At 40.8% G+C, this 18,000-nt stretch carries 20 protein-coding genes, 1 tRNA gene and 1 rRNA gene; 4 read left to right on the top strand and 18 right to left on the bottom strand.

Annotated elements, in window-relative coordinates; all coding sequences use genetic code 11:
* Positions 1 to 26: 26 nt before the first annotated feature.
* Positions 27 to 1,016, top strand: coding sequence for a GTPase ObgE (obgE, locus tag Q0465_RS12895; RefSeq protein WP_298616777.1), 990 nt, complete (start codon positions 27 to 29; stop codon positions 1,014 to 1,016).
* A 40-nt stretch (positions 1,017 to 1,056) separates the two neighbouring features.
* Here the strand turns inward: obgE and hisIE are convergent, their stop codons facing one another.
* The 13 genes from hisIE to Q0465_RS12830 all read right to left on the bottom strand — a co-directional run bounded on the left by hisIE (position 1,057) and on the right by Q0465_RS12830 (position 11,728).
* Positions 1,057 to 1,653, bottom strand: coding sequence for a bifunctional phosphoribosyl-AMP cyclohydrolase/phosphoribosyl-ATP diphosphatase HisIE (hisIE, locus tag Q0465_RS12890; RefSeq protein WP_298616776.1), 597 nt, complete (start codon positions 1,651 to 1,653; stop codon positions 1,057 to 1,059).
* Between the two features lie 100 nt (positions 1,654 to 1,753).
* Positions 1,754 to 2,506 carry an imidazole glycerol phosphate synthase subunit HisF gene (hisF, locus tag Q0465_RS12885; protein WP_298616775.1) on the bottom strand — a complete coding sequence of 251 codons (753 nt, stop codon included), beginning with the start codon at positions 2,504 to 2,506 and terminating at the stop codon, positions 1,754 to 1,756.
* A gap of 54 nt (positions 2,507 to 2,560) precedes the next feature.
* Positions 2,561 to 3,274 carry a 1-(5-phosphoribosyl)-5-[(5-phosphoribosylamino)methylideneamino]imidazole-4-carboxamide isomerase gene (gene hisA / locus Q0465_RS12880; RefSeq protein ID WP_298616774.1) on the bottom strand — a complete coding sequence of 238 codons (714 nt, stop codon included), beginning with the start codon at positions 3,272 to 3,274 and terminating at the stop codon, positions 2,561 to 2,563.
* Between the two features lie 13 nt (positions 3,275 to 3,287).
* Entirely contained in the window at positions 3,288 to 3,869 is a 582-nt protein-coding gene (hisH, locus tag Q0465_RS12875) for an imidazole glycerol phosphate synthase subunit HisH (protein ID WP_298616773.1), read from the bottom strand.
* A gap of 11 nt (positions 3,870 to 3,880) precedes the next feature.
* Positions 3,881 to 4,978 (bottom strand): bifunctional histidinol-phosphatase/imidazoleglycerol-phosphate dehydratase HisB, encoded by a 1,098-nt coding sequence (gene hisB / locus Q0465_RS12870; RefSeq protein ID WP_298616800.1) that lies wholly within the window; start codon positions 4,976 to 4,978, stop codon positions 3,881 to 3,883.
* A complete protein-coding gene (hisC, locus tag Q0465_RS12865) occupies positions 4,975 to 6,033 on the bottom strand; it encodes a histidinol-phosphate transaminase (RefSeq protein ID WP_298616772.1) in 1,059 nt (352 codons plus the stop codon). The genes hisB and hisC overlap by 4 nt, the downstream gene beginning before the upstream one ends.
* The gene (hisD, locus tag Q0465_RS12860) at positions 6,030 to 7,328 is read right to left on the bottom strand and encodes a histidinol dehydrogenase (protein ID WP_298616771.1); all 1,299 of its coding nucleotides are present in this window, start codon (positions 7,326 to 7,328) and stop codon (positions 6,030 to 6,032) included. Before hisD ends, hisC begins: the two co-directional genes overlap by 4 nt.
* Positions 7,329 to 7,348: 20 nt before the next feature.
* Positions 7,349 to 8,206, bottom strand: a complete 858-nt coding sequence (hisG, locus tag Q0465_RS12855) for an ATP phosphoribosyltransferase (RefSeq protein WP_298616770.1) — start codon at positions 8,204 to 8,206, stop codon at positions 7,349 to 7,351.
* Between the two features lie 312 nt (positions 8,207 to 8,518).
* Positions 8,519 to 9,562, bottom strand: coding sequence for a hypothetical protein (locus tag Q0465_RS12850; RefSeq protein ID WP_298616769.1), 1,044 nt, complete (start codon positions 9,560 to 9,562; stop codon positions 8,519 to 8,521).
* A 23-nt stretch (positions 9,563 to 9,585) separates the two neighbouring features.
* Positions 9,586 to 10,128: a DUF4924 family protein gene (locus tag Q0465_RS12845; RefSeq protein ID WP_298616768.1), complete on the bottom strand. Its 543-nt coding sequence runs from the start codon at positions 10,126 to 10,128 to the stop codon at positions 9,586 to 9,588.
* A gap of 12 nt (positions 10,129 to 10,140) precedes the next feature.
* Positions 10,141 to 10,533, bottom strand: coding sequence for an RNA-binding S4 domain-containing protein (locus Q0465_RS12840; protein WP_298616767.1), 393 nt, complete (start codon positions 10,531 to 10,533; stop codon positions 10,141 to 10,143).
* Positions 10,534 to 10,556: 23 nt separating this feature from the next.
* On the bottom strand, positions 10,557 to 11,138 hold the full coding sequence (gene pth, locus Q0465_RS12835; protein ID WP_298616766.1) for an aminoacyl-tRNA hydrolase: 582 nt from the start codon (positions 11,136 to 11,138) through the stop codon (positions 10,557 to 10,559).
* Between the two features lie 14 nt (positions 11,139 to 11,152).
* A complete protein-coding gene (locus tag Q0465_RS12830) occupies positions 11,153 to 11,728 on the bottom strand; it encodes a 50S ribosomal protein L25/general stress protein Ctc (RefSeq protein ID WP_298616765.1) in 576 nt (191 codons plus the stop codon).
* Positions 11,729 to 12,162: 434 nt separating this feature from the next.
* Between Q0465_RS12830 and Q0465_RS12825 the strand changes: the two genes are divergently transcribed.
* Positions 12,163 to 12,333 (top strand): 4Fe-4S binding protein, encoded by a 171-nt coding sequence (locus Q0465_RS12825; protein ID WP_009136856.1) that lies wholly within the window; start codon positions 12,163 to 12,165, stop codon positions 12,331 to 12,333.
* Positions 12,334 to 12,408: 75 nt separating this feature from the next.
* Here Q0465_RS12825 and Q0465_RS12820 read toward each other — a convergent pair whose 3' ends face one another.
* The 3 genes from Q0465_RS12820 to Q0465_RS12810 form a co-directional block, all read right to left on the bottom strand.
* Positions 12,409 to 12,936, bottom strand: coding sequence for a 5-formyltetrahydrofolate cyclo-ligase (locus tag Q0465_RS12820; RefSeq protein ID WP_298616764.1), 528 nt, complete (start codon positions 12,934 to 12,936; stop codon positions 12,409 to 12,411).
* 286 nt (positions 12,937 to 13,222) lie between these two features.
* Positions 13,223 to 13,942: a Crp/Fnr family transcriptional regulator gene (locus Q0465_RS12815; RefSeq protein ID WP_298616763.1), complete on the bottom strand. Its 720-nt coding sequence runs from the start codon at positions 13,940 to 13,942 to the stop codon at positions 13,223 to 13,225.
* A 10-nt stretch (positions 13,943 to 13,952) separates the two neighbouring features.
* Positions 13,953 to 15,521, bottom strand: a complete 1,569-nt coding sequence (locus Q0465_RS12810) for an NAD+ synthase (protein ID WP_298616762.1) — start codon at positions 15,519 to 15,521, stop codon at positions 13,953 to 13,955.
* Between the two features lie 528 nt (positions 15,522 to 16,049).
* On the opposite strand from Q0465_RS12810, the gene Q0465_RS12805 reads away from it, so the two are divergent.
* Together Q0465_RS12805 and Q0465_RS12800 are read left to right on the top strand one after the other, a co-directional pair.
* Complete coding sequence (locus Q0465_RS12805) at positions 16,050 to 16,325, top strand: hypothetical protein (RefSeq protein WP_298616761.1); 276 nt, start codon at positions 16,050 to 16,052, stop codon at positions 16,323 to 16,325.
* Between the two features lie 102 nt (positions 16,326 to 16,427).
* Complete coding sequence (locus Q0465_RS12800) at positions 16,428 to 17,330, top strand: AraC family transcriptional regulator (protein ID WP_298616760.1); 903 nt, start codon at positions 16,428 to 16,430, stop codon at positions 17,328 to 17,330.
* 365 nt (positions 17,331 to 17,695) lie between these two features.
* Here the strand turns inward: Q0465_RS12800 and rrf are convergent.
* Positions 17,696 to 17,807: ribosomal RNA gene (gene rrf, locus Q0465_RS12795) — 5S ribosomal RNA — on the bottom strand.
* Between the two features lie 61 nt (positions 17,808 to 17,868).
* Positions 17,869 to 17,945 (bottom strand) — tRNA-Met (locus tag Q0465_RS12790).
* Between the last annotated feature and the right edge of the window lie 55 nt (positions 17,946 to 18,000).

Raw genomic sequence — 18,000 nt, 5'->3', positions numbered from 1 at the left:
CATCATTTAAATAAAAATTGAATTTTATGGCTTCAACAAACTTCATTGACTATGTAAAAATATTCTGCCGCAGTGGCGCTGGTGGTAAAGGTTCTGCCCATCTGCACCGGGATAAGATGACAGCCAAAGGAGGTCCAGACGGAGGGGACGGAGGAAGAGGAGGCCATGTTATTCTCAGAGGGAACCGGAATTACTGGACCTTAATCCACCTCAAATACCAGCGCCATGTGTTTGCCGGAGACGGGGAAGGAGGCAGCGAATCCCGTTGCAGCGGTGCCGACGGGGAAGATAAAATCATCGATGTCCCTCTGGGAACGGTTGCCCGGGATGCTGATACGGGAGAAATAATAAGCGAGATCACAGAAGACAATAGCGAAAAAATCCTGGTTAAAGGAGGACGCGGAGGTTTAGGGAACTGGAATTTCAAATCCGCGACCAATCAGACCCCCCGCTATGCCCAACCGGGAGAACCCCGCATAGAACGCACCGTCATCCTGGAATTAAAAGTGCTGGCAGATGTGGGATTAGTTGGTTTCCCCAACGCAGGCAAATCTACTTTACTCTCTGTCGTATCTGCAGCCAAACCGGAGATTGCCAATTATCCTTTTACCACTTTAGTACCCAACCTGGGTATCGTTAGTTACCGTGAGAACCAGTCTTTTGTCATGGCCGATATACCCGGGATCATTGAGGGAGCCCACCTTGGCAAAGGGTTGGGTATACGCTTTCTGCGCCATATTGAACGCAATTCTGTACTTTTATTTATGATTCCGGTAGACTCCCCGGATATCCATCAGGAATACAAAATTCTATTGAACGAATTGAAGGAATACAATCCGGAATTACTGGATAAAAAAAGAGTGCTGGCTATTACGAAATGCGATTGCGCCGATGCCGAATTAATGGCGGAAATGGAATCGGATTTACCGGATCTGCCTTACGTTTTTATTTCTTCCGTTACCGGAGAAGGTATTACTGCACTGAAAGATGCTTTGTGGAAAATACTAAATGCTTAGGTTCCGAACTCCCAATCGGTCATTCGGAACCTGTACAAGATTATTTATGTCTGTTTCTCAAAACGGCAATCACATCTTCCAGCCCATATCCTTTTGCAATCAGCAGAACCAGATAGTGATACATCAGATCAGCCGCCTCATTTAAAAATAAAATTTCATTGTCATCCTTTGCTTCAATCACCAACTCCACCGCTTCCTCCCCTACTTTCTGTGCCACTTTATTTATCCCATATGAGATTAAACGGGCCGTATAGGATTCTTCCGGAGAATTATCTTTCCTCTTCTTCAGATATTCCTGCAGATAAAAAAGAAAATCCGGATGCTCATTCGTCTCTCCCCAACAAGTATCTTCCCCGGTATGACAAACAGGACCAGCAGGTTCCACCTTCAGTAGTAATGAATCGTTATCACAATCGGATAAAATTTCCTTCAAGTATAAAAAATGACCGCTTTCTTCTCCCTTAGTCCACAAACACTGTCGCGAACGGCTGTAAAAACATACTTTTCCGCATGCCAGGGTTTTCTCTAAAGATTCCCTATTCATATAGGCCTGCATCAATACCCTTCCCGTTTCTGAATCCTGTATAATAGCCGGAATTAATCCCTTTTCGTCAAATTTCAATATCTCTGTTTTCATGTATTTATCATTTTAGTCCACCTGAAACTTTTTTACCTTTATTAATTCTTTTAATGATACTGTCGATACCATACTTTCATATCCTCTTATATTCATAGCGTTATCTGACAATTATTCCTTTTCTCTTCAAATAATCTTTTACTTCTTTAATCCCAATTTCCCCGTAATGAAAAATACCAGCAGCAAGGGCTGCATCAGCTTTTCCATATTGAAAAACACGGTAAAAATCTTCCACCCGGCCAGCTCCGCCAGAAGCAATCACCGGAATTCCGGCCTTCTCTCCTATCTTTGCCAAAGCTTCACAAGCGAAACCTTTATGCGTACCATCATGGTTCATGGAAGTAAAAAGGAGCTCCCCTCCTCCCCTTTCCTCTGCTTCCAGTGCCCAGGAAAAAAGCTCCCTGGACGTCCGTACTCTTCCGCCCCTGCTGTAAACATTCCACCTGCCTCCCTCCTCCCTTGCGTCTATCGCCACTACAATACACTGTTTTCCAAACGAATAAGCCAAACGATCAATCAAATCCGGATCAGCTAATACCGAAGAGTTAACTGATATTTTATCTGCCCCTTTTTTCAGCAAGGCTTCCACATCTTTTTCGGACGTAATTCCTCCTCCTACCGTAAAAGGAATAGTAATCTCTCGACCCACTTTCTCTACCCAGTCCAACATCGTCTTTCTCCTATCGTTACTGGCCGTAATATCCAAAAAAACCAATTCATCTGCCCCTTCTTCCGAATATTTTTTACCCAATTCCACCACATCTCCGGCATCTCTTAAATCCAAAAAATGTACTCCTTTTACTGTTCTGCCATTCATAACATCCAAACAGGGAATAATACGCTTCGCTAACATATAACACTTTTTTAACCGGTTTTGCTTTAAAAATTACGCTCTCTTTCCTCCTGTTTAAAACCGGCAGGAAAGATCTGAAAAAGTGATTTTATTCTCATAAATAGCTTTTCCAATGACTGCTCCATAGAGTTCCAACTGAGCCAAATGCCTTAAATCCTCTACCCCAGAGACCCCTCCGGAAGCAATCAGATTCAAAAAAGGATATCGCCTTTGTAAGTCCGCATATAAAGTAAGGGCAGCTCCCCTTAACATCCCATCTCTGGCAATATCGGTACACATCAGGTATTTTATCTGTTCTTTGTATCTATCCACCAGCTGAAAAATAGTTGTATCCGTCACTTTCTTCCAGCCTTGAATACATACTTTGGTATTCCAGATATCCGCACCGATAATAATGCTATCCTTACCGTATAAACGGATCCATTCCGACACTTTCTCTACGTCAGTCTGCGCCATACTTCCTATACAAACGAAAGCCGCTCCGGCATCAAACACTTTTTTAAGGTCTTCATCCGATTTTATTCCTCCTCCGAAATCAACAGCCAAACCCGTTTTTTTACAGATTTGTTCCAAAATCCGGATATTGACCACCCGGGTAGATTTAGCTCCGTCCAGATCCACCAAATGCAAACGCTTTATTCCCAAAGCCTCAAATTTCTTAGCGATTTCCAGCGGCGCTTCCGGATATATCTTACATTGGCTGTAATTTCCCTGCATCAAACGGACACATTTTCCATCGATAATATCTATTGCCGGTATAATTTCCATATTTCTACTCCTATTATTGGTTTATAAAATTCCTCAATATTTTCTCTCCGGCCCGGGAGGACTTTTCCGGATGAAACTGACAACCATAAAAATTGTTTCTGGCAACAGCTGCTGAAAAGCTTTCTCCGTAATCACAACGGGCAATACAATATTCATTTTCGGGAACAGCATAAGAATGTACAAAATACATCCGTTCTCCCTCAGCTATATCCTCAAATAAAGCCGTTTTCAACCCTTCTATTGTATTCCACCCCATATGCGGTACTTTCTCAATCCCACTGAATTTCTTTACTCTAACCGGAAAAATTCCTAAACCCGGCGTATCTTCCTCTTCTGTATAGCTACACATCAATTGCATTCCCAAACAGATTCCTAAAACGGGCATTTCCAATTGAGGGAGCAGTATATCAAGTCCGTTTCCGCGTATTTTTTCCATAGCAGCAGAAGCTTGCCCCACACCTGGAAAAATAACCCGGTCTGCAGTCCGGATCACTGCAGCCGCTGTGCTGACTACCGTTTCATATCCCAGTCTGCGTATAGCCGACTGAACAGAGTATACATTTCCTGCTCCGTAATCGATTATGACAATTTTCATTTCCTTGCGTTTTAAATAATTCCCTTGGACGAAGGGATAACCGTACTGGTCTGGCGTATAGCCATCCGCAGCGAACGGGCAAAAGCTTTAAAAATAGCCTCAATCAGATGATGGGCATTTCCGCCCGTAGCTTCAATATGTAAATTGCATTTGCTACTTTCACAAAATGATGCAAAAAAATGCCGGGTCATTTCTGTTGGAAAATCTCCCACATATTCCCGCGTAAAATCAGCTTTCCACATCAGACACACCCGCCCTCCGAAATCCAGCAAGACCTCTGCTCTCGATTCGTCCATTGGCAAGGCAAATCCATATCGCTCTATCCCTCTTTTACTGCCTAAAGCTTCCCGGAAACAAGTTCCCAAAACAATAGCAGTATCTTCTATGGTATGGTGTTCGTCCACTTTCAAATCTCCTTTCACTTGCAACACCAGATCCACTCCGCCATGTCGGGCAATCTGCTCCAGCATATGATCGAAAAAAGCAATACCGGTGTCGATTTCGGCTTTCCCGCTCCCGTTTAAATCCAATTCCGCACATACGTAAGTTTCTGAAGTCCGACGCTCAACTTTTGTCCTGCGGCACCCTTTTCTCAAAAAAACCAGCACCTCCTGCCAGGACTTCGCACAACATACAACCGGTAATTCAGTAAACGGCTCTTCCCCTATATAAATCCCCCGGATTCCCATATTTGCAGCCAACTGCATATCGGATAAGCGGTCTCCAATCACATAGGAGTTTTCCCGGTCCAACAGTTCATTCAGGTATTTTTCCACCATTCCGGGGGCCGGTTTCCGCCGGTCAGAATGTTCCTCCGGCAAACTTGTATCGATTAATATTTCGTCAAAACAAACCCCTTCTCCTTCCAAGGTCTTTAGCATCAATTGCTGATAGGGCAAAAAATCCTCCAGCGGAAAAGCAGAAGTTCCCAATCCGTCCTGATTACTTACCATTACCAACCGATAGTCCGTTTTTTCTGCAAGTTCCCGCAATGCTCCGATAACCCCGGGCATAAATTCAAATTTTTCCAGACAATCGATCTGATAATCGGCAGGAGGCTCCCGTAATACGGTACCATCCCGGTCTATAAATAAGATTTTTTTCTTCAACATATTCCTGTCCTTTTTACTGATTTCCACTCAGCCAGCAGAGTTAATAAACGGTCGTTTTCTTCCGGAATTCCCACACTGATACGAAGTCCCCCTCTAATCAAAGGCGGCATATTCCGCTGCCGGACAATTATTTTTCGCCGCAGTAAGAAATCATACAGCTCCCTGAAATCCGCCAAGGTCACCAATATAAAGTTCGCCTCAGAAGGATATACAGATTCAAATAAATCCAATTGACTGAAAGCCCGGAATAAACGTTCCCTCTCCGTTTTTATGACCATCCGTTTTTCATCAAACTCCTCTCTTTTTTTCAAAACGTCCAATGCAGTACGCTGAGCGAGAATGCCCACATTATAGGGAGTCTTTACCCGGTTCAAAATTTCGATAAGAACCGGACAACCATATCCGATTCCCAAACGTAATCCAGCCATTCCCCACGCTTTAGATAAAGTCTGTAATACAAATAAATTTTCATACTTTCCTAATAAAGAGAGAGCTGAAGGAGAATCTGCAAAGTCAATATAAGCTTCATCTACCACCACCAAACCCTTGAATTTTCCGCATATTTTTTCAATTTCCTTTAAAGGGATAATATTCCCCAACGGATTATTCGGCGTACATAAAAAAATTATTTTCGTAAAAAAATCCGTCTGCTTTTCCGCCTCTTCCCCATCCGGCTGCAAATCCGCCCGGAGATTGATTTTCCTGACTCCAACCTCATTAATAGCTGCACTCACTTCATACATCGAATAGCCGGGGGAAAAGACAATCACATTGTCTTTCCCGGGCTGACAGAAGCAGCGGATAAGCAAATCGATAATTTCATCACTTCCGTTACCAAGAATTATCTGCGATTCCTTCACCTGCTTATATTTTGCTAACACCTCTTTAACTGCCCGCTGAAAAGGATCAGGATAACGGTTAAAACCATTGTCAAACGGATTTTCATTAGCATCTAAAAAAATGGCTTTCCCCCCCGTATATTCCTGCCGGGCGCAGGAATAAGGCTGCAAAAGCCGGATATTTTTCCGGATAAGTTTCTGAATATTCATCATTTTTTCTGTTCTGTTCCGACGTTATTAATTCTTATCTGCACTGCATTTTTATGAGCATATAAGTGTTCCTGTTCTGCCATTGTCATAATGACAGGGGCCAGATACCGAAGTCCTTCCTCACCAATCTCCTGAAAGCTGATTTTCTTCAGAAAAGCATCCACATTGATACCGCTATAAGCTTTAGCAAAAGCACCCGTCGGTAAGGTATGATTTGTACCGGAAGCATAATCTCCGACGCTCTCCGGAGAATAGTTTCCCAAAAAAACAGATCCGGCATTCCGAATGTCAGCAATATAATCCCGGCAATTTTCCACACTTAACAACAGATGTTCGGGAGCATATTCATTTACAAACCGCATACACATTTCCGGAGTCTCTAAAACGACAAAACGCGCATTTGCCCAGGCAGCCCGGGCAATTTCACAACGAGGCAACATTTCCATCTGCCGTTCTGTTTCCCGTTCCACTTTTTCCAGCAAATCTGGACACCAGGTCACTAATACGACCTGACTGTCTTTCCCATGCTCTGCCTGCGACAATAAATCGGCTGCAAGAAATTCGGGCCGGGCTGTACTGTCGGCAACGATTAAAACTTCTGAAGGACCGGCCGGCATATCCATAGCTACCCCATAATTTCCGGCAAAACGCTTTGCTGCAGTAACATACTGATTCCCGGGACCCAATATTTTAGAAACGCGGGGGATACTTTCAGTTCCTAAAGTCAATGCTGCTACGGCCTGAATTCCCCCTACTTTATAAATAGCAGTCGCCCCGCAATACCGCGCAGCCCATAAAATAGCCGGATGCACCTTCCCTTCCGGGCCGGGAGGAGTACAGATCACAATTTCCCGGCAGCCGGCTATCCGCGCCGGGATAACTAACATCAATACTGTAGAAAACAAAGGAGCACTTCCCCCGGGAATATATAATCCGACCCGTTCGATTCCTCTCACCTCCTGCCAACACCTGAAGCCTTTCCCACTTTCATATTCACAACTACCGGGCAATTGTTTTAAATGAAAAGCTTCTATATTCCGGGCCGCTTCCCGGATAGCATCCTTCAAAGCCATGCCGACTTCCTCCTCCGCCTCCGTTATTTCTTCCTCACTTACTCTAAAATTTCCTATTCTAACCCGGTCAAAATACCAGGTGTATTTCACCAAAGCTTTATCCCCTTCCTTCTGTACTTCCGTAAAGATATCACGGCATATATTCTCTAAATCCCCTTGTCCAAGCTGCGGACGGGCAGTTATCTTTCCCCAATCCTGTAAACGCGGGTTTATCCATTTTTCCATCTCTTTGTCTTTTACTGTAATTATAAAACCATTTTTTCTATCGGAATAATTAATATTCCTTCAGCACCTGCTTTTTTTAAACTCCCGATGACTTCCCAGAATTTAGTTTCATTTACTACGGAATGAACAGATACCCATCCCGGTTCTTTTAAAGGCATCACGGTAGGACTCTTCATTCCCGGTAACAAAGCACAGATCCGGTCTAAAGCCGGTTCCGGTGCATTCAACAATATATATTTGCTATTTTTGGCAGCCAACACGGCTTTTATCCGAAAAACCAACTGATCCAGTAATGCCCGTTTCTCTCCCTCTAAATAAGGATTAGCGGCCAATATGGCTTCAGACTCAAAGATTTTATACACTTCCTTTAAACCATTCTTGAAAAGAGTACTTCCGGAACTTACCAAATCGCAAATCGCATCAGCCAAACCAATATTGGGAGCAATTTCAACAGAACCGGATATCTCATGGATCTCCGCCTCAATCCCATTCTCCGTTAAAAAATCCTTCAAAGAATTCGGATAAGAAGTAGCTATCTTTTTCCCCTGTAAATCAGTCAGACCTGAAAATACCGCATTCTTAGGAACAGCAATCGACAAACGGCAACGGGAAAAACCTAAATCCAATATATGCATGATCCCTGTCTTTTTCTCTTTCTCTGTATTATCCCCGATAATGGCTACATCCGCCACCCCATCTTTTACATACTGGGGAATATCCGAATTCCGCAAATACAATACCTCCAATTGAAAATTAGAAGCCTGTGCCATCAACTGATCTTTTCCATTATTAACCGATATTCCACACTCCTTTAGTAAAGTCAGGGAATCCTCGTTTAACCGACCCGATTTTTGAATTGCAATTTTAAGATTTGTCATAAGGTTCGTTTTTAATTGAAAGCCGAACCTGAACCAGAAAGGTAATAAAAAAGCCCGCCTGATCCAGGCGAGCTTATTATACTTTAAAATGAATTACGGCATAACGGCATCATCTCACCTGAAAACAGTGATGGCAATGATGATGGTTATGATGTAATACTATTTTATACATGATTTTTCTCTTTAAGCGCAACAAATATAAAAGTAAAAATCCGCTATCCAAAATATTATTGAAAAATGTTACATTTTTAACAAAATCGCTTTCTTTGTTTATTTTTCAGACATTTCTTTCCATTTCTTCCGAATAGAAATTTACTGAATATACAAATTTCCGTTTCTGATCTCTAAATTCACTTTTCCGGAATGTTTTTTATCTCCCACAAAACCCGTCTCTACTACTACGTTTTTCTCAGAAGTAGGCTGTTGGCTAAGTTGAAAATCGGAAGGCAAATCCATTTTTAATCCCTTATTGTGTTTCAGTTCCAAATTATAACCCGCACCTTCCATGAAAGTTAGACCGACCTTGGTATAATTAGTTGTCAATTGAACAAGTGAGAAATCAGCATGAATATTCCGGACATTTATTTCACCAAACCGCATTTTCATACTCAATTCGTTCCCGATATCCTGAATTTCATATTTTGTAGAACTGGAAGTGCCTGCCATATCTTCAATTTCCCCCAATCTCAATTCTCCGTCCCGGGATGTTATATTCAATTTTGCCACTTCCTCTATAGTTCCACTACATTTTTCCAGGTTCAGTTTCGCTTCTTTTGCTTTCTCTATTTTCAAATCACAGTCTTTGAATTGTCCGTTCAAAGAACTGACTTCAGCCACAACAAAATTCCCTCCACTTTGCTGAATTTGTAATATCCCCCCTTTCATCCTGCCAATTTGAAAATTTCCACTTTTTATATCTATAGCCAGATCTCCCTCAAAATTATCTATAAATACATTTCCCTCCGTATTCACAATCCTCAGTTTTATTCCATAGGGCAATACGACTTTATAAACGATATTTATCTCTAATCCGGAAAGCAACTGCTTAAAAAACATATCTTTTCCAAAAGTGGTTTCCACATTTAAAAAATTTCCGGACACGACGTCTTCGATATTGATATATTCTATAAATTCATCCGCTTTACTCTTATTCTTAGCTGTTACGCTGATTGTAGCTGTAACGTTGATTTGAACCGCCTTCTTTTGTTCCACATCAATCTGTCCGTAACGATTCGACAAAACCACCTCTGTAATACTGGCCTTATCAAAGTTTTTCTGATACTCTTTTTTACTGGTTTGGGCATACAGCGTCATTCCCGCAAATATCATCCCTAAAATAAGTAAAGTTGTTTTCATAAGCCTGGTTATTTTATATAAGTTTAGTTTTTCTCTTCCTCTTCCATTTTTTTATACCGGGCAGCCAGATAGGCTATCATATTGCTGAACGTCCCCATTGCCTGCTCTGTCTGAACAGAAATTTCCTTTTTCTCCAGGCGCAACATCAATATTCCATACAAAGCGTTCAGAGCCAATTCCACATCTCCGACGGTTTCATCTACTCCTGATTTTGCCCGGAATTCAACCAAATTAGCGGCTGCCTGCGTTACAATCTGTTGATAACGCATATCCCGGGCTTCGTGTAAAAGGAAAAAATGCAATTCGTTCAACTCATTTACAGTATTTTTCAAGACTTGAATATGACCGCTCTTTTCCACTTTCTCCAGGCGCATCATTTCGATGAGATTCTCATACCAATCGTACATTTCCTGAGCCGTTGACTGATCCACCTGATAACGGCTGATCAACTTTTCATTTACCTGTTGTATATCCAGCCCAAGTGCCCGCAACATAGCTTCCAATTGCCACATATACAGGATATATTCAGCTATATTAGTCTTTTTTTTCTCTCTTGCGATTAGCATGGCCCTGAACTTTTAATCCTCACCTCCGTTTTTCATTCTGTCTATCATTCTCCGGTCCCGTTTCGTTGGTCGCCCACTCCCCCTTTCCCGGTACTCAAATCCGTAAGCTTTGGCGGCATTCAATAAATCGAACTGTTCCTGTGGCGTTATATCTTCTACAAAATTTACAGCCAATTGAGCAGACATCCTCTTATCTGTAAGCTGCTTCACCCGGTATTGCCGTTCAATCGGAGCCAACCTTACCCTGACGACTTCCCCCAAGCGGACTTCCCTGGAAGCCTTCACTGCTACATCCCCTATTCTCACATGCCCTTTGGTACAAGCTTCCGCTGCCAGAGAACGGGTTTTAAAAATCCGGACGGCCCACAACCATTTGTCTATCCTAATTTTATCCCCTTCCAACATAAACTTTACCTATATTTTTCAGCTCATTCTGATTCTATAATTTTCTTTCCATTGAAGGAAGTCATTGTTTTAGATAATCCCAATAATACAAAGCTACTAATAATTTCTTTACAACAATCCAACAATTTCCCCATATATTTCATTTCCTCTTCCCTCCATTCTCCTAAAACATAATCGATCTGTTGCCCTCTTGCAAATTCATTCCCAATACCAAAACGTAAACGGGCATAATTTGTTGTTCCCAAGCAGTCATTAATGCTCTTCAATCCGTTGTGTCCCCCATCACTTCCCTGCCCCCTCAGCCTTAACGTCCCAAAAGGTAAAGCCAGGTCATCCACCAAAACAAGCAAATCTTCCAAAGCAATTTTTTCTTTCTGCATCCAATAACTGACAGCTTTGCCACTCAGATTCATATAGGTGCCGGGCTTTAACAATATCAAGGGACGCCCTTTCAATTTAACCTCTGCCACCGCTCCGTAACGCCTATCTTCAAAAACAGTATTGGACGCCTTTGCAAAAGCGTCCAATACATTAAATCCGATATTATGTCGCGTATCCTGATATTCCGGGCCGATATTACCCAACCCCACAATTAGATACTTCATATTTTACTTTTAAACTATTTTTTATCAGTAGATTCTACAGACTTAGATGCCCTTGTTACTTTTACCTGTGCAATAACTACTTCTTTCGCATTTACTATTTCAAAATTATCGAAAGACAACTCTTTCACCTTAATTGATTTTCCTAATCCTAAGGTAGTTACATCCAATTCTACTTCTCCCGGTAAATTTGCAGGCAAAGCTTTTACTTTCAATTTCCGGATCACCTGAACTAATTTACCTCCAGCTTGTACACCCTCTGCAAAACCATTTAACCTCACCGGAACTTCCATGATAACCGGTTTTTCAGCAGAAATCTGATAAAAATCAATGTGCAGAATACGATCTGTTACCGGATGAAACTGAATTTCACGCATAACGGCATCGTAGGAATTTCCATCTACTGTAACTTTTACAAGATACACTAAAGGAGTGTAAATCAATTTAGATAAATCTTTCTCTACAACAGAAAAATGAACATTCTCTTTTCCGCCATACAATACACACGGAACTTTGTTCTCTTCCCTCAATACTTTTGTTGCCTTTTTGCCTAAATCAGTTCTTAATTCTCCTTTTAATTCAAATACTTGCATAATACTTTCTATTACGTGCTACTCAAAAACAAATTTAAACCCCGGGGACCTAAGCCAATTTGTTTTCCCATTGCACCTATTTTTATTATTCCCCGTACAAAATCAGTGGGCAAAGATATAAATTCTATTACAAAGAGAAAAGTATTGTACTGAATTTTTCCAAGCGGATGCATTTCAATTTTATATTGCCTTATAAAACAGGAAGGCTCCCCGGGACAGTATTATCGTATGTGTGTGTGTTGGGAAAGATACTGCCTCACCGGGAGAGCCCCTGTTTTTCGTTGTTACGTATCTTATCAGAAGGTGTTGCGGGGTTTAATAACTATTAAACCTCTATAATTTTTTTTCAATTCTCAATAAAACTGCTGAAAACTTTTTTTCTTTCAAATATTGGTTTTAATTTTGCCCATTATTAATCAATAAAATTTAAAAAAATGGCTTACGTAATATCTGATGATTGTATTTCTTGTGGTACATGTGAAGGAGAATGCCCGGTAGGAGCAATCTCAATGGGTGCTGATCACTATCAAATTGACCCGGATGCTTGTACAGAATGTGGCACTTGCGCTGGAGTTTGCCCGGTGGAAGCTATTAAACAAGCCTAAAAATAAAAAGCGACTATGGTTAGTCGCTTTTTTTAATGAATGTCTTTCCTTTTTTCCCGATTTCAGGAATATCTTCTATTTTAGGACAAAATCCATCCGAATATCATGAGGTTCTGTAGGAACTTTTTCTACGAACTGAAAGGTAAAACACAGACCGATTTTATAAGCATTACAATTCTGTAAAATTTTATCGTAATATCCCTTCCCCCGCCCTAAACGATTTCCGTCCCCATCAAAAGCCATACCGGGAACGAGTATTAAATCAATACGATTAAAATCCGTAAACAGTTTCCCTACCGGTTCGGGTATTGCATAGCCCTCCCCGGGACATAATTTTTCCTCCCCGTCAAAGTAACGTAATTCCAATTCATCTCCTTTGACACAAGGCAATAAAAAGGTCTTTTCCCGGGCCCAACGCTTTATAAATGCATGAGTACACAACTCATCCCCTAACGACCAATAGGCTAAAATTGTTGTCGCTTGCTGAAAATGTTCATTCTGCTCCAATTTTTTCCATACCTCAGCAGACATCAGCTTTTTTTCCTCTGCTGTATACTTCTTTTTCAGTTCGCGTATATACTTTCTCAATTCTTTTTTCTCCATTTCATCTGAATTTAATCCTCAGCATTCTATTTTTTATACGGAAATTCTGTTCCAAACTGCTGTACACCCCCTCTTTTTAACTATACAGCCGCTCCCTTAAATAACCAATCAACATTAATCATCGGATTCCAGAATTGTAATAATTTCAATCAAAGCAGATCACAGAAATCTAAAAAGCCGATAAACTTCCCTATTTTTCTCCTCCCCTTTAACTGTATCCTTTTCACCCTTTATTCGCTCACGCCTTTAAACATTTGAACAATAACACACATATACATTTACCCTCTCATCCCATATTATTCACCTGTTCCAGCTTTTCTTTATCGATAATTTTTATTTTTTTCCCCTCCAGTTCTACGATTCCTTCACTGGCGAAATGGGAAAGGGTACGGATAGCGTTGGCGGTAGTCATATTGGATAAATTGGCCAGATCTTCCCTTGTCAAACATACTTTTAATGTTGCATTATCTGTTTCATAACCATAAGTATCTTTTAATACCAGTAAAGCTTCTGCCAAACGTCCCCGTATATGTTTCTGGGTAAGGGTCACGGTACGACGGTTGGAAAAACCAAGATCTGTGGCGAGAGCACGGATAATATTCATGGCAAACTCTGGATTTGTCCGGACAATATCAAATATCAATTCTGTTCTGATACGGCAGACAATCGAATCTTCCAGAGCCTCTGCGGATGCAATATGCATTTCCTCCGCAAAAAAAGCCCTGTAACCAATAAACCCGATAGGCTTTGCCATCCGGACGATCTGCTGCCGTCCACCAATACCGTCTTTAAAAATTTTGACTTTCCCGCTTACAAGGCATAACAACCCGATTGGCATCCGGCCTTCCAGATAAATCAAATCCCCCTTTTTATAAGAAATACAAATGGTCGTTTCCGTAATTTGCTGTTTTACCTTTTTGTCGAGCTCCGACAGCAAAGAATGAGGGCTTTCAATACATATCTGACATAAATTATAATGGAGATCAGGATCGTTGATAATTTGCATAATTAACTATTTAAAAAGGTACTCTCCTACCACGACCGAAAGCTTTTTTACTCACTTTCAGTATAGGCGGACATTGATTTCTTTTATATTCATTCCGGTCTACTAAACGAATAATCTTATCGGCAATTTCCCGCTGATACCCCCTTCCGCAAATCTCTTCTAAAGACAAATTCTCCTCTATATATAATTTTAAAATAGAATCCAGTTGAGCATAATCCGGAAGAGAATCCTGATCTTTCTGATTCGGGCGTAATTCAGCAGAAGGAGCTTTATTTATCGTATTCTCCGGAATAAGGATTTTTTTCCGGTTGATGTCTTTAGCCAATTTGTATATATCCGTTTTGTAAACATCCCCTATTACTCCTAAAGAACCGCACATATCCCCGTAAAGCGTCCCGTATCCCACCGCCACTTCACTCTTATTGGATGTATTCAATGCAATATATCCGAATTTATTAGACATTGCCATAACCAAAGCCCCCCGAATACGAGCCTGCAAATTCTCTTCCGTAACATTGAAAGGCTTATCTCCAAAAACCGGAGAAAGGAGGTGCAAATACCGGTCGTATATGTCTTTTATCGGTAATACCTGATGGGAAATCCCCAGATTTCGGGCTAAATCATAAGCATCTTTCAAGGAATGATCCGTAGAATAAATGGAAGGCATCAGAAGTCCCGTCACATTCTCCGGTCCAATGGCTTCCGCAGCCAAAGCCGCTACAATAGCAGAATCAATTCCTCCTGAAAGTCCCAAAACAGCATGCGTAAATCCATTTTTTTCAAAAAAATCCCGGATACCGTACACCAAAGCCCGATGAATCAAAGTAATATCAGCGTCCTTATTCTCCTGTAGAGCAGGCAAAGTCCCCATTTTATTTGTATCTATTATTTGAAAATCCGTCTCAAATTCTTTTAAATGAATAACGTATTTACCTTTATAATTATATCCCAAAGAATTACCATCCAATAAAATCGAAGTTGCTCCTCCTACCATATTTACTGCCAGTATATTTTTGGAATATTTGCCGGAGAGATTTCTTAAAATCTCCTGCCGGTATGCCAAACTGTCTGTAGTAAAAGGCGTAATGCCCAGATAAAGAACAATATTATCCGGCTTCTCTATAAAATCCGATTCATATTCATCAAAAAGAATCCGTATTCTCTGATTTTTATAAATAACCGGCATATTTTCCTCTCCCGCAACAAAATACCGGCTCTCTTCAAATACATCGTAATCACTCAATATGGTCTTATGCACTCCATCTCTCACTTCTCCATCCTGAATAAAATAAGCAGAGTTATACATAATTCCACTTTTTAGATCCAGATTAGGAGCCCCAATAATAGCCGCTATAGTCTCACACGCTGCAGCTAATTGATCTACTACTAAACGGCATTCATTAACAAACGCTTCTCTCTCCAGTAAATCCTGAGGAAAAGGACCACAAATTGACAACTCCGGAAACACAATTAAATCGGCTTGCATCTGCTGAGCTCTTTTAATAGCATCTAACATGATTCCGTAATTTTTCCGGATATTTCCTGTAGTATAATTGAGTTGAGGAATAGCAATGCGCATAAATTTATCTGATTTAATCATTATTTATAAAAAAACTCTGATTAATTATGTGAATCAATCACTTAAATCTTCTGAGTTCCTAACTTTTCTCTGTGGTAAAATTACGATTTTTAGATTTAAAACGAGTAAAAAGGATAAAGAAGTTTAAAAACGCTTCCTTTTTCCTGACTGGTAAGTGATTGATTAAAGGATTAACGATATCTGGTGCCGGATTAAAGTGCTTCTGAGCACTTGCTGACAAATGGTCCTTCGGTTCGGATCAGGAATTGAATCGGAAACGTTAGTTCTTTTAACCAGCAAAACATCAGCCAGTCCCCCTGGGAAACAACCATCCGGAATCTTTTCCCCAGGATTTAAATCTAAATCCAGCTATCCGGCCAAGCAGCTTTAAAACAAATAAGTTTAAAAACGACTAAATCTGTAATAGGGGTATAAGTATCGGTAATTTATCTACAGCAGAACCGGATAATACAGCTTATTTTTGTATCAAAGAAAAATAAAGGCTATTTCCTTCATCAGGATAGAAAAATGAAAATAAATTGTTTTTCTGTATTTATAACTATGATTATGATGTCCGGAACAAATGTTAACGCCCCGAACGCCCCTGAGGCAAAGAAAGTATTAGTGGCTTATTTCTCTTGGTCGGGAAATACACGTATTATCGCAAATCAGATTAAAGAGATAACCGGAGGAGAACTTTTCTATCACCCGGGGACGGGGGTAGGTGCTAAAAAATTATTCTGTAATTATTATTTTAAAGTTTACAAGATAAAAATTAAAGTATTTCTTCCGGCTTTCCTGTAGAAGCCTTACAGATCCCAACCGCAATTACGGATTAGGGATGCCCGGGTATCTATTACTATCAGAAAAAAACTATCTTTGTTTTCAAACAAATAAAAGAAGGAAATGAGGGACAAAAAGATTTTGAATATCGAAACAATTTCCGGATACAACCAAATGCTGGGAATTGAAACATTCCACCCGTTAGCCAGTGTCATAGACATGTCAAAAGTGCAGCCGATGCATCACACACGGCATATTTTCGGATTTTATGCTATTTTCCTCAAAGAAGTTAAATGCGGAGATCTGATTTACGGACGTCAGCATTACGACTATCAGGAAGGAACACTTGTTTGTATTGCTCCGGGGCAGGTGTTCGGCAAAGAAGATAAAGGTGAAATATTCCAGCCCAAAGGATGGGCATTGGTTTTCCATCCCGATTTAATCCGCGGCACTTCACTCAGCCAGCACATGAAAGAATATTCTTTCTTTTCCTACGAATCGAACGAAGCCCTTCATCTTTCGGAACGCGAGCGGGAAATGGTTATCGAATGCTTCACGAAAATCCAACATGAATTGGAACATGCCATCGACCGTCACAGCAAACGGCTTATTGCCATCAATATCGAAATGTTGCTCGATTACTGTCTGCGCTTTTACGAACGGCAGTTTATCACACGTTCGGAAGTCAACCGGGACGTATTGACCCGTTTTGAACGACTGTTGGATGACTATCTTAACGGAGAATACATACAGCAGGAAGGACTGCCCACAGTGAAATATTGTGCGGGAGAACTCTGTCTTTCCCCCAACTATTTCGGCGATCTGGTGAAAAAAGAAACCGGCAAGACGGCTCAGGAGTACATCCAGTTTAAACTGATAAACGTTGCCAAAGAACGTGTTCTTCAGCCGGATAAAACAATCAGTCAGGTTGCTTATGAACTGGGGTTCCAGTATCCCCAGCATTTCACCCGGCTTTTTAAGAAACTGACAGGCTACACCCCTCAAGCATACAGAACGGTTAGTTAGAATTCATTTATTTGTTCCTATCTTTCCCTCCTTGAAACACCTATTCTAAGCGATATACAGGTGTTTCTGTGGATATATTGCCTTTCCATTCAAATCCTCTATTCGTTCTTTTGTTTTAAACAAACAAATACGATCAGTATTTTTGCAGTGGAGAGGCAACAGGAATCATTCAAGTAAAAGCAAACATTCCAATTGTACTTCTAAGGGAATTATCATTTTTCTATAAATTACTACCAATAATAAAAAGGAAATACCACATAAATAAACATTAAAACAGAACTCCTCTATTTAAATACAGAGAAAAAATTAAAGTGACCGTCTATAAGAAAAAAGCAGTCATGATTTTCATCATAACTGCTCTCTAAATTCGGCATCTACCTACTCTCCCACCTGTGCGGCAGTACCATCGGCGTGAAAGGGCTTAACTTCTCTGTTCGGGATGGGAAGAGGTGGGTCCCCTTTGCTATAGACACCTGTTAATATTTTTCAATTCTACGATTACGTACCATTGAACACGCTTGTTCAGTAATCCTTAGTTTGGTAGCGAGAGGCGGGCTTGAACCGCCGACCTCATGATTATGAATCATGCGCTCTAACCAGCTGAGCTACCTCGCCCTTTTGACATTCTACCGGAAAGTAAACAGATATATAATTCACTATAATGAAGCTA

The organism is uncultured Odoribacter sp., assembly GCF_937966165.1.
GTDB lineage: Bacteria > Bacteroidota > Bacteroidia > Bacteroidales > Marinifilaceae > Culturomica.
This window is presented reverse-complemented; position numbering and strand designations above follow the sequence as displayed.

Bases quoted from the DNA above. Each gene is read 5' to 3' on its own strand.
- Q0465_RS12805 (WP_298616761.1), top strand. From the start codon at position 16,050: ATGAAAATAAATTGTTTTTCTGTATTTATAACTATGATTATGATGTCC.
- Q0465_RS12815 (WP_298616763.1), bottom strand. From the start codon at position 13,942: ATGCAAATTATCAACGATCCTGATCTCCATTATAATTTATGTCAGATA.
- hisC (WP_298616772.1), bottom strand. From the start codon at position 6,033: ATGATGAATATTCAGAAACTTATCCGGAAAAATATCCGGCTTTTGCAG.
- hisH (WP_298616773.1), bottom strand. From the start codon at position 3,869: ATGAAAATTGTCATAATCGATTACGGAGCAGGAAATGTATACTCTGTT.
- hisA (WP_298616774.1), bottom strand. From the start codon at position 3,274: ATGGAAATTATACCGGCAATAGATATTATCGATGGAAAATGTGTCCGT.
- pth (WP_298616766.1), bottom strand. From the start codon at position 11,138: ATGAAGTATCTAATTGTGGGGTTGGGTAATATCGGCCCGGAATATCAG.
- Q0465_RS12840 (WP_298616767.1), bottom strand. From the start codon at position 10,533: ATGTTGGAAGGGGATAAAATTAGGATAGACAAATGGTTGTGGGCCGTC.
- hisF (WP_298616775.1), bottom strand. From the start codon at position 2,506: ATGTTAGCGAAGCGTATTATTCCCTGTTTGGATGTTATGAATGGCAGA.
- Q0465_RS12810 (WP_298616762.1), bottom strand. From the start codon at position 15,521: ATGCGCATTGCTATTCCTCAACTCAATTATACTACAGGAAATATCCGG.
- hisD (WP_298616771.1), bottom strand. From the start codon at position 7,328: ATGGAAAAATGGATAAACCCGCGTTTACAGGATTGGGGAAAGATAACT.
- Q0465_RS12845 (WP_298616768.1), bottom strand. From the start codon at position 10,128: ATGCTAATCGCAAGAGAGAAAAAAAAGACTAATATAGCTGAATATATC.
- Q0465_RS12830 (WP_298616765.1), bottom strand. From the start codon at position 11,728: ATGCAAGTATTTGAATTAAAAGGAGAATTAAGAACTGATTTAGGCAAA.
- Q0465_RS12825 (WP_009136856.1), top strand. From the start codon at position 12,163: ATGGCTTACGTAATATCTGATGATTGTATTTCTTGTGGTACATGTGAA.
- Q0465_RS12820 (WP_298616764.1), bottom strand. From the start codon at position 12,936: ATGGAGAAAAAAGAATTGAGAAAGTATATACGCGAACTGAAAAAGAAG.
- hisG (WP_298616770.1), bottom strand. From the start codon at position 8,206: ATGACAAATCTTAAAATTGCAATTCAAAAATCGGGTCGGTTAAACGAG.
- obgE (WP_298616777.1), top strand. From the start codon at position 27: ATGGCTTCAACAAACTTCATTGACTATGTAAAAATATTCTGCCGCAGT.
- hisIE (WP_298616776.1), bottom strand. From the start codon at position 1,653: ATGAAAACAGAGATATTGAAATTTGACGAAAAGGGATTAATTCCGGCT.
- Q0465_RS12850 (WP_298616769.1), bottom strand. From the start codon at position 9,562: ATGAAAACAACTTTACTTATTTTAGGGATGATATTTGCGGGAATGACG.
- Q0465_RS12800 (WP_298616760.1), top strand. From the start codon at position 16,428: ATGAGGGACAAAAAGATTTTGAATATCGAAACAATTTCCGGATACAAC.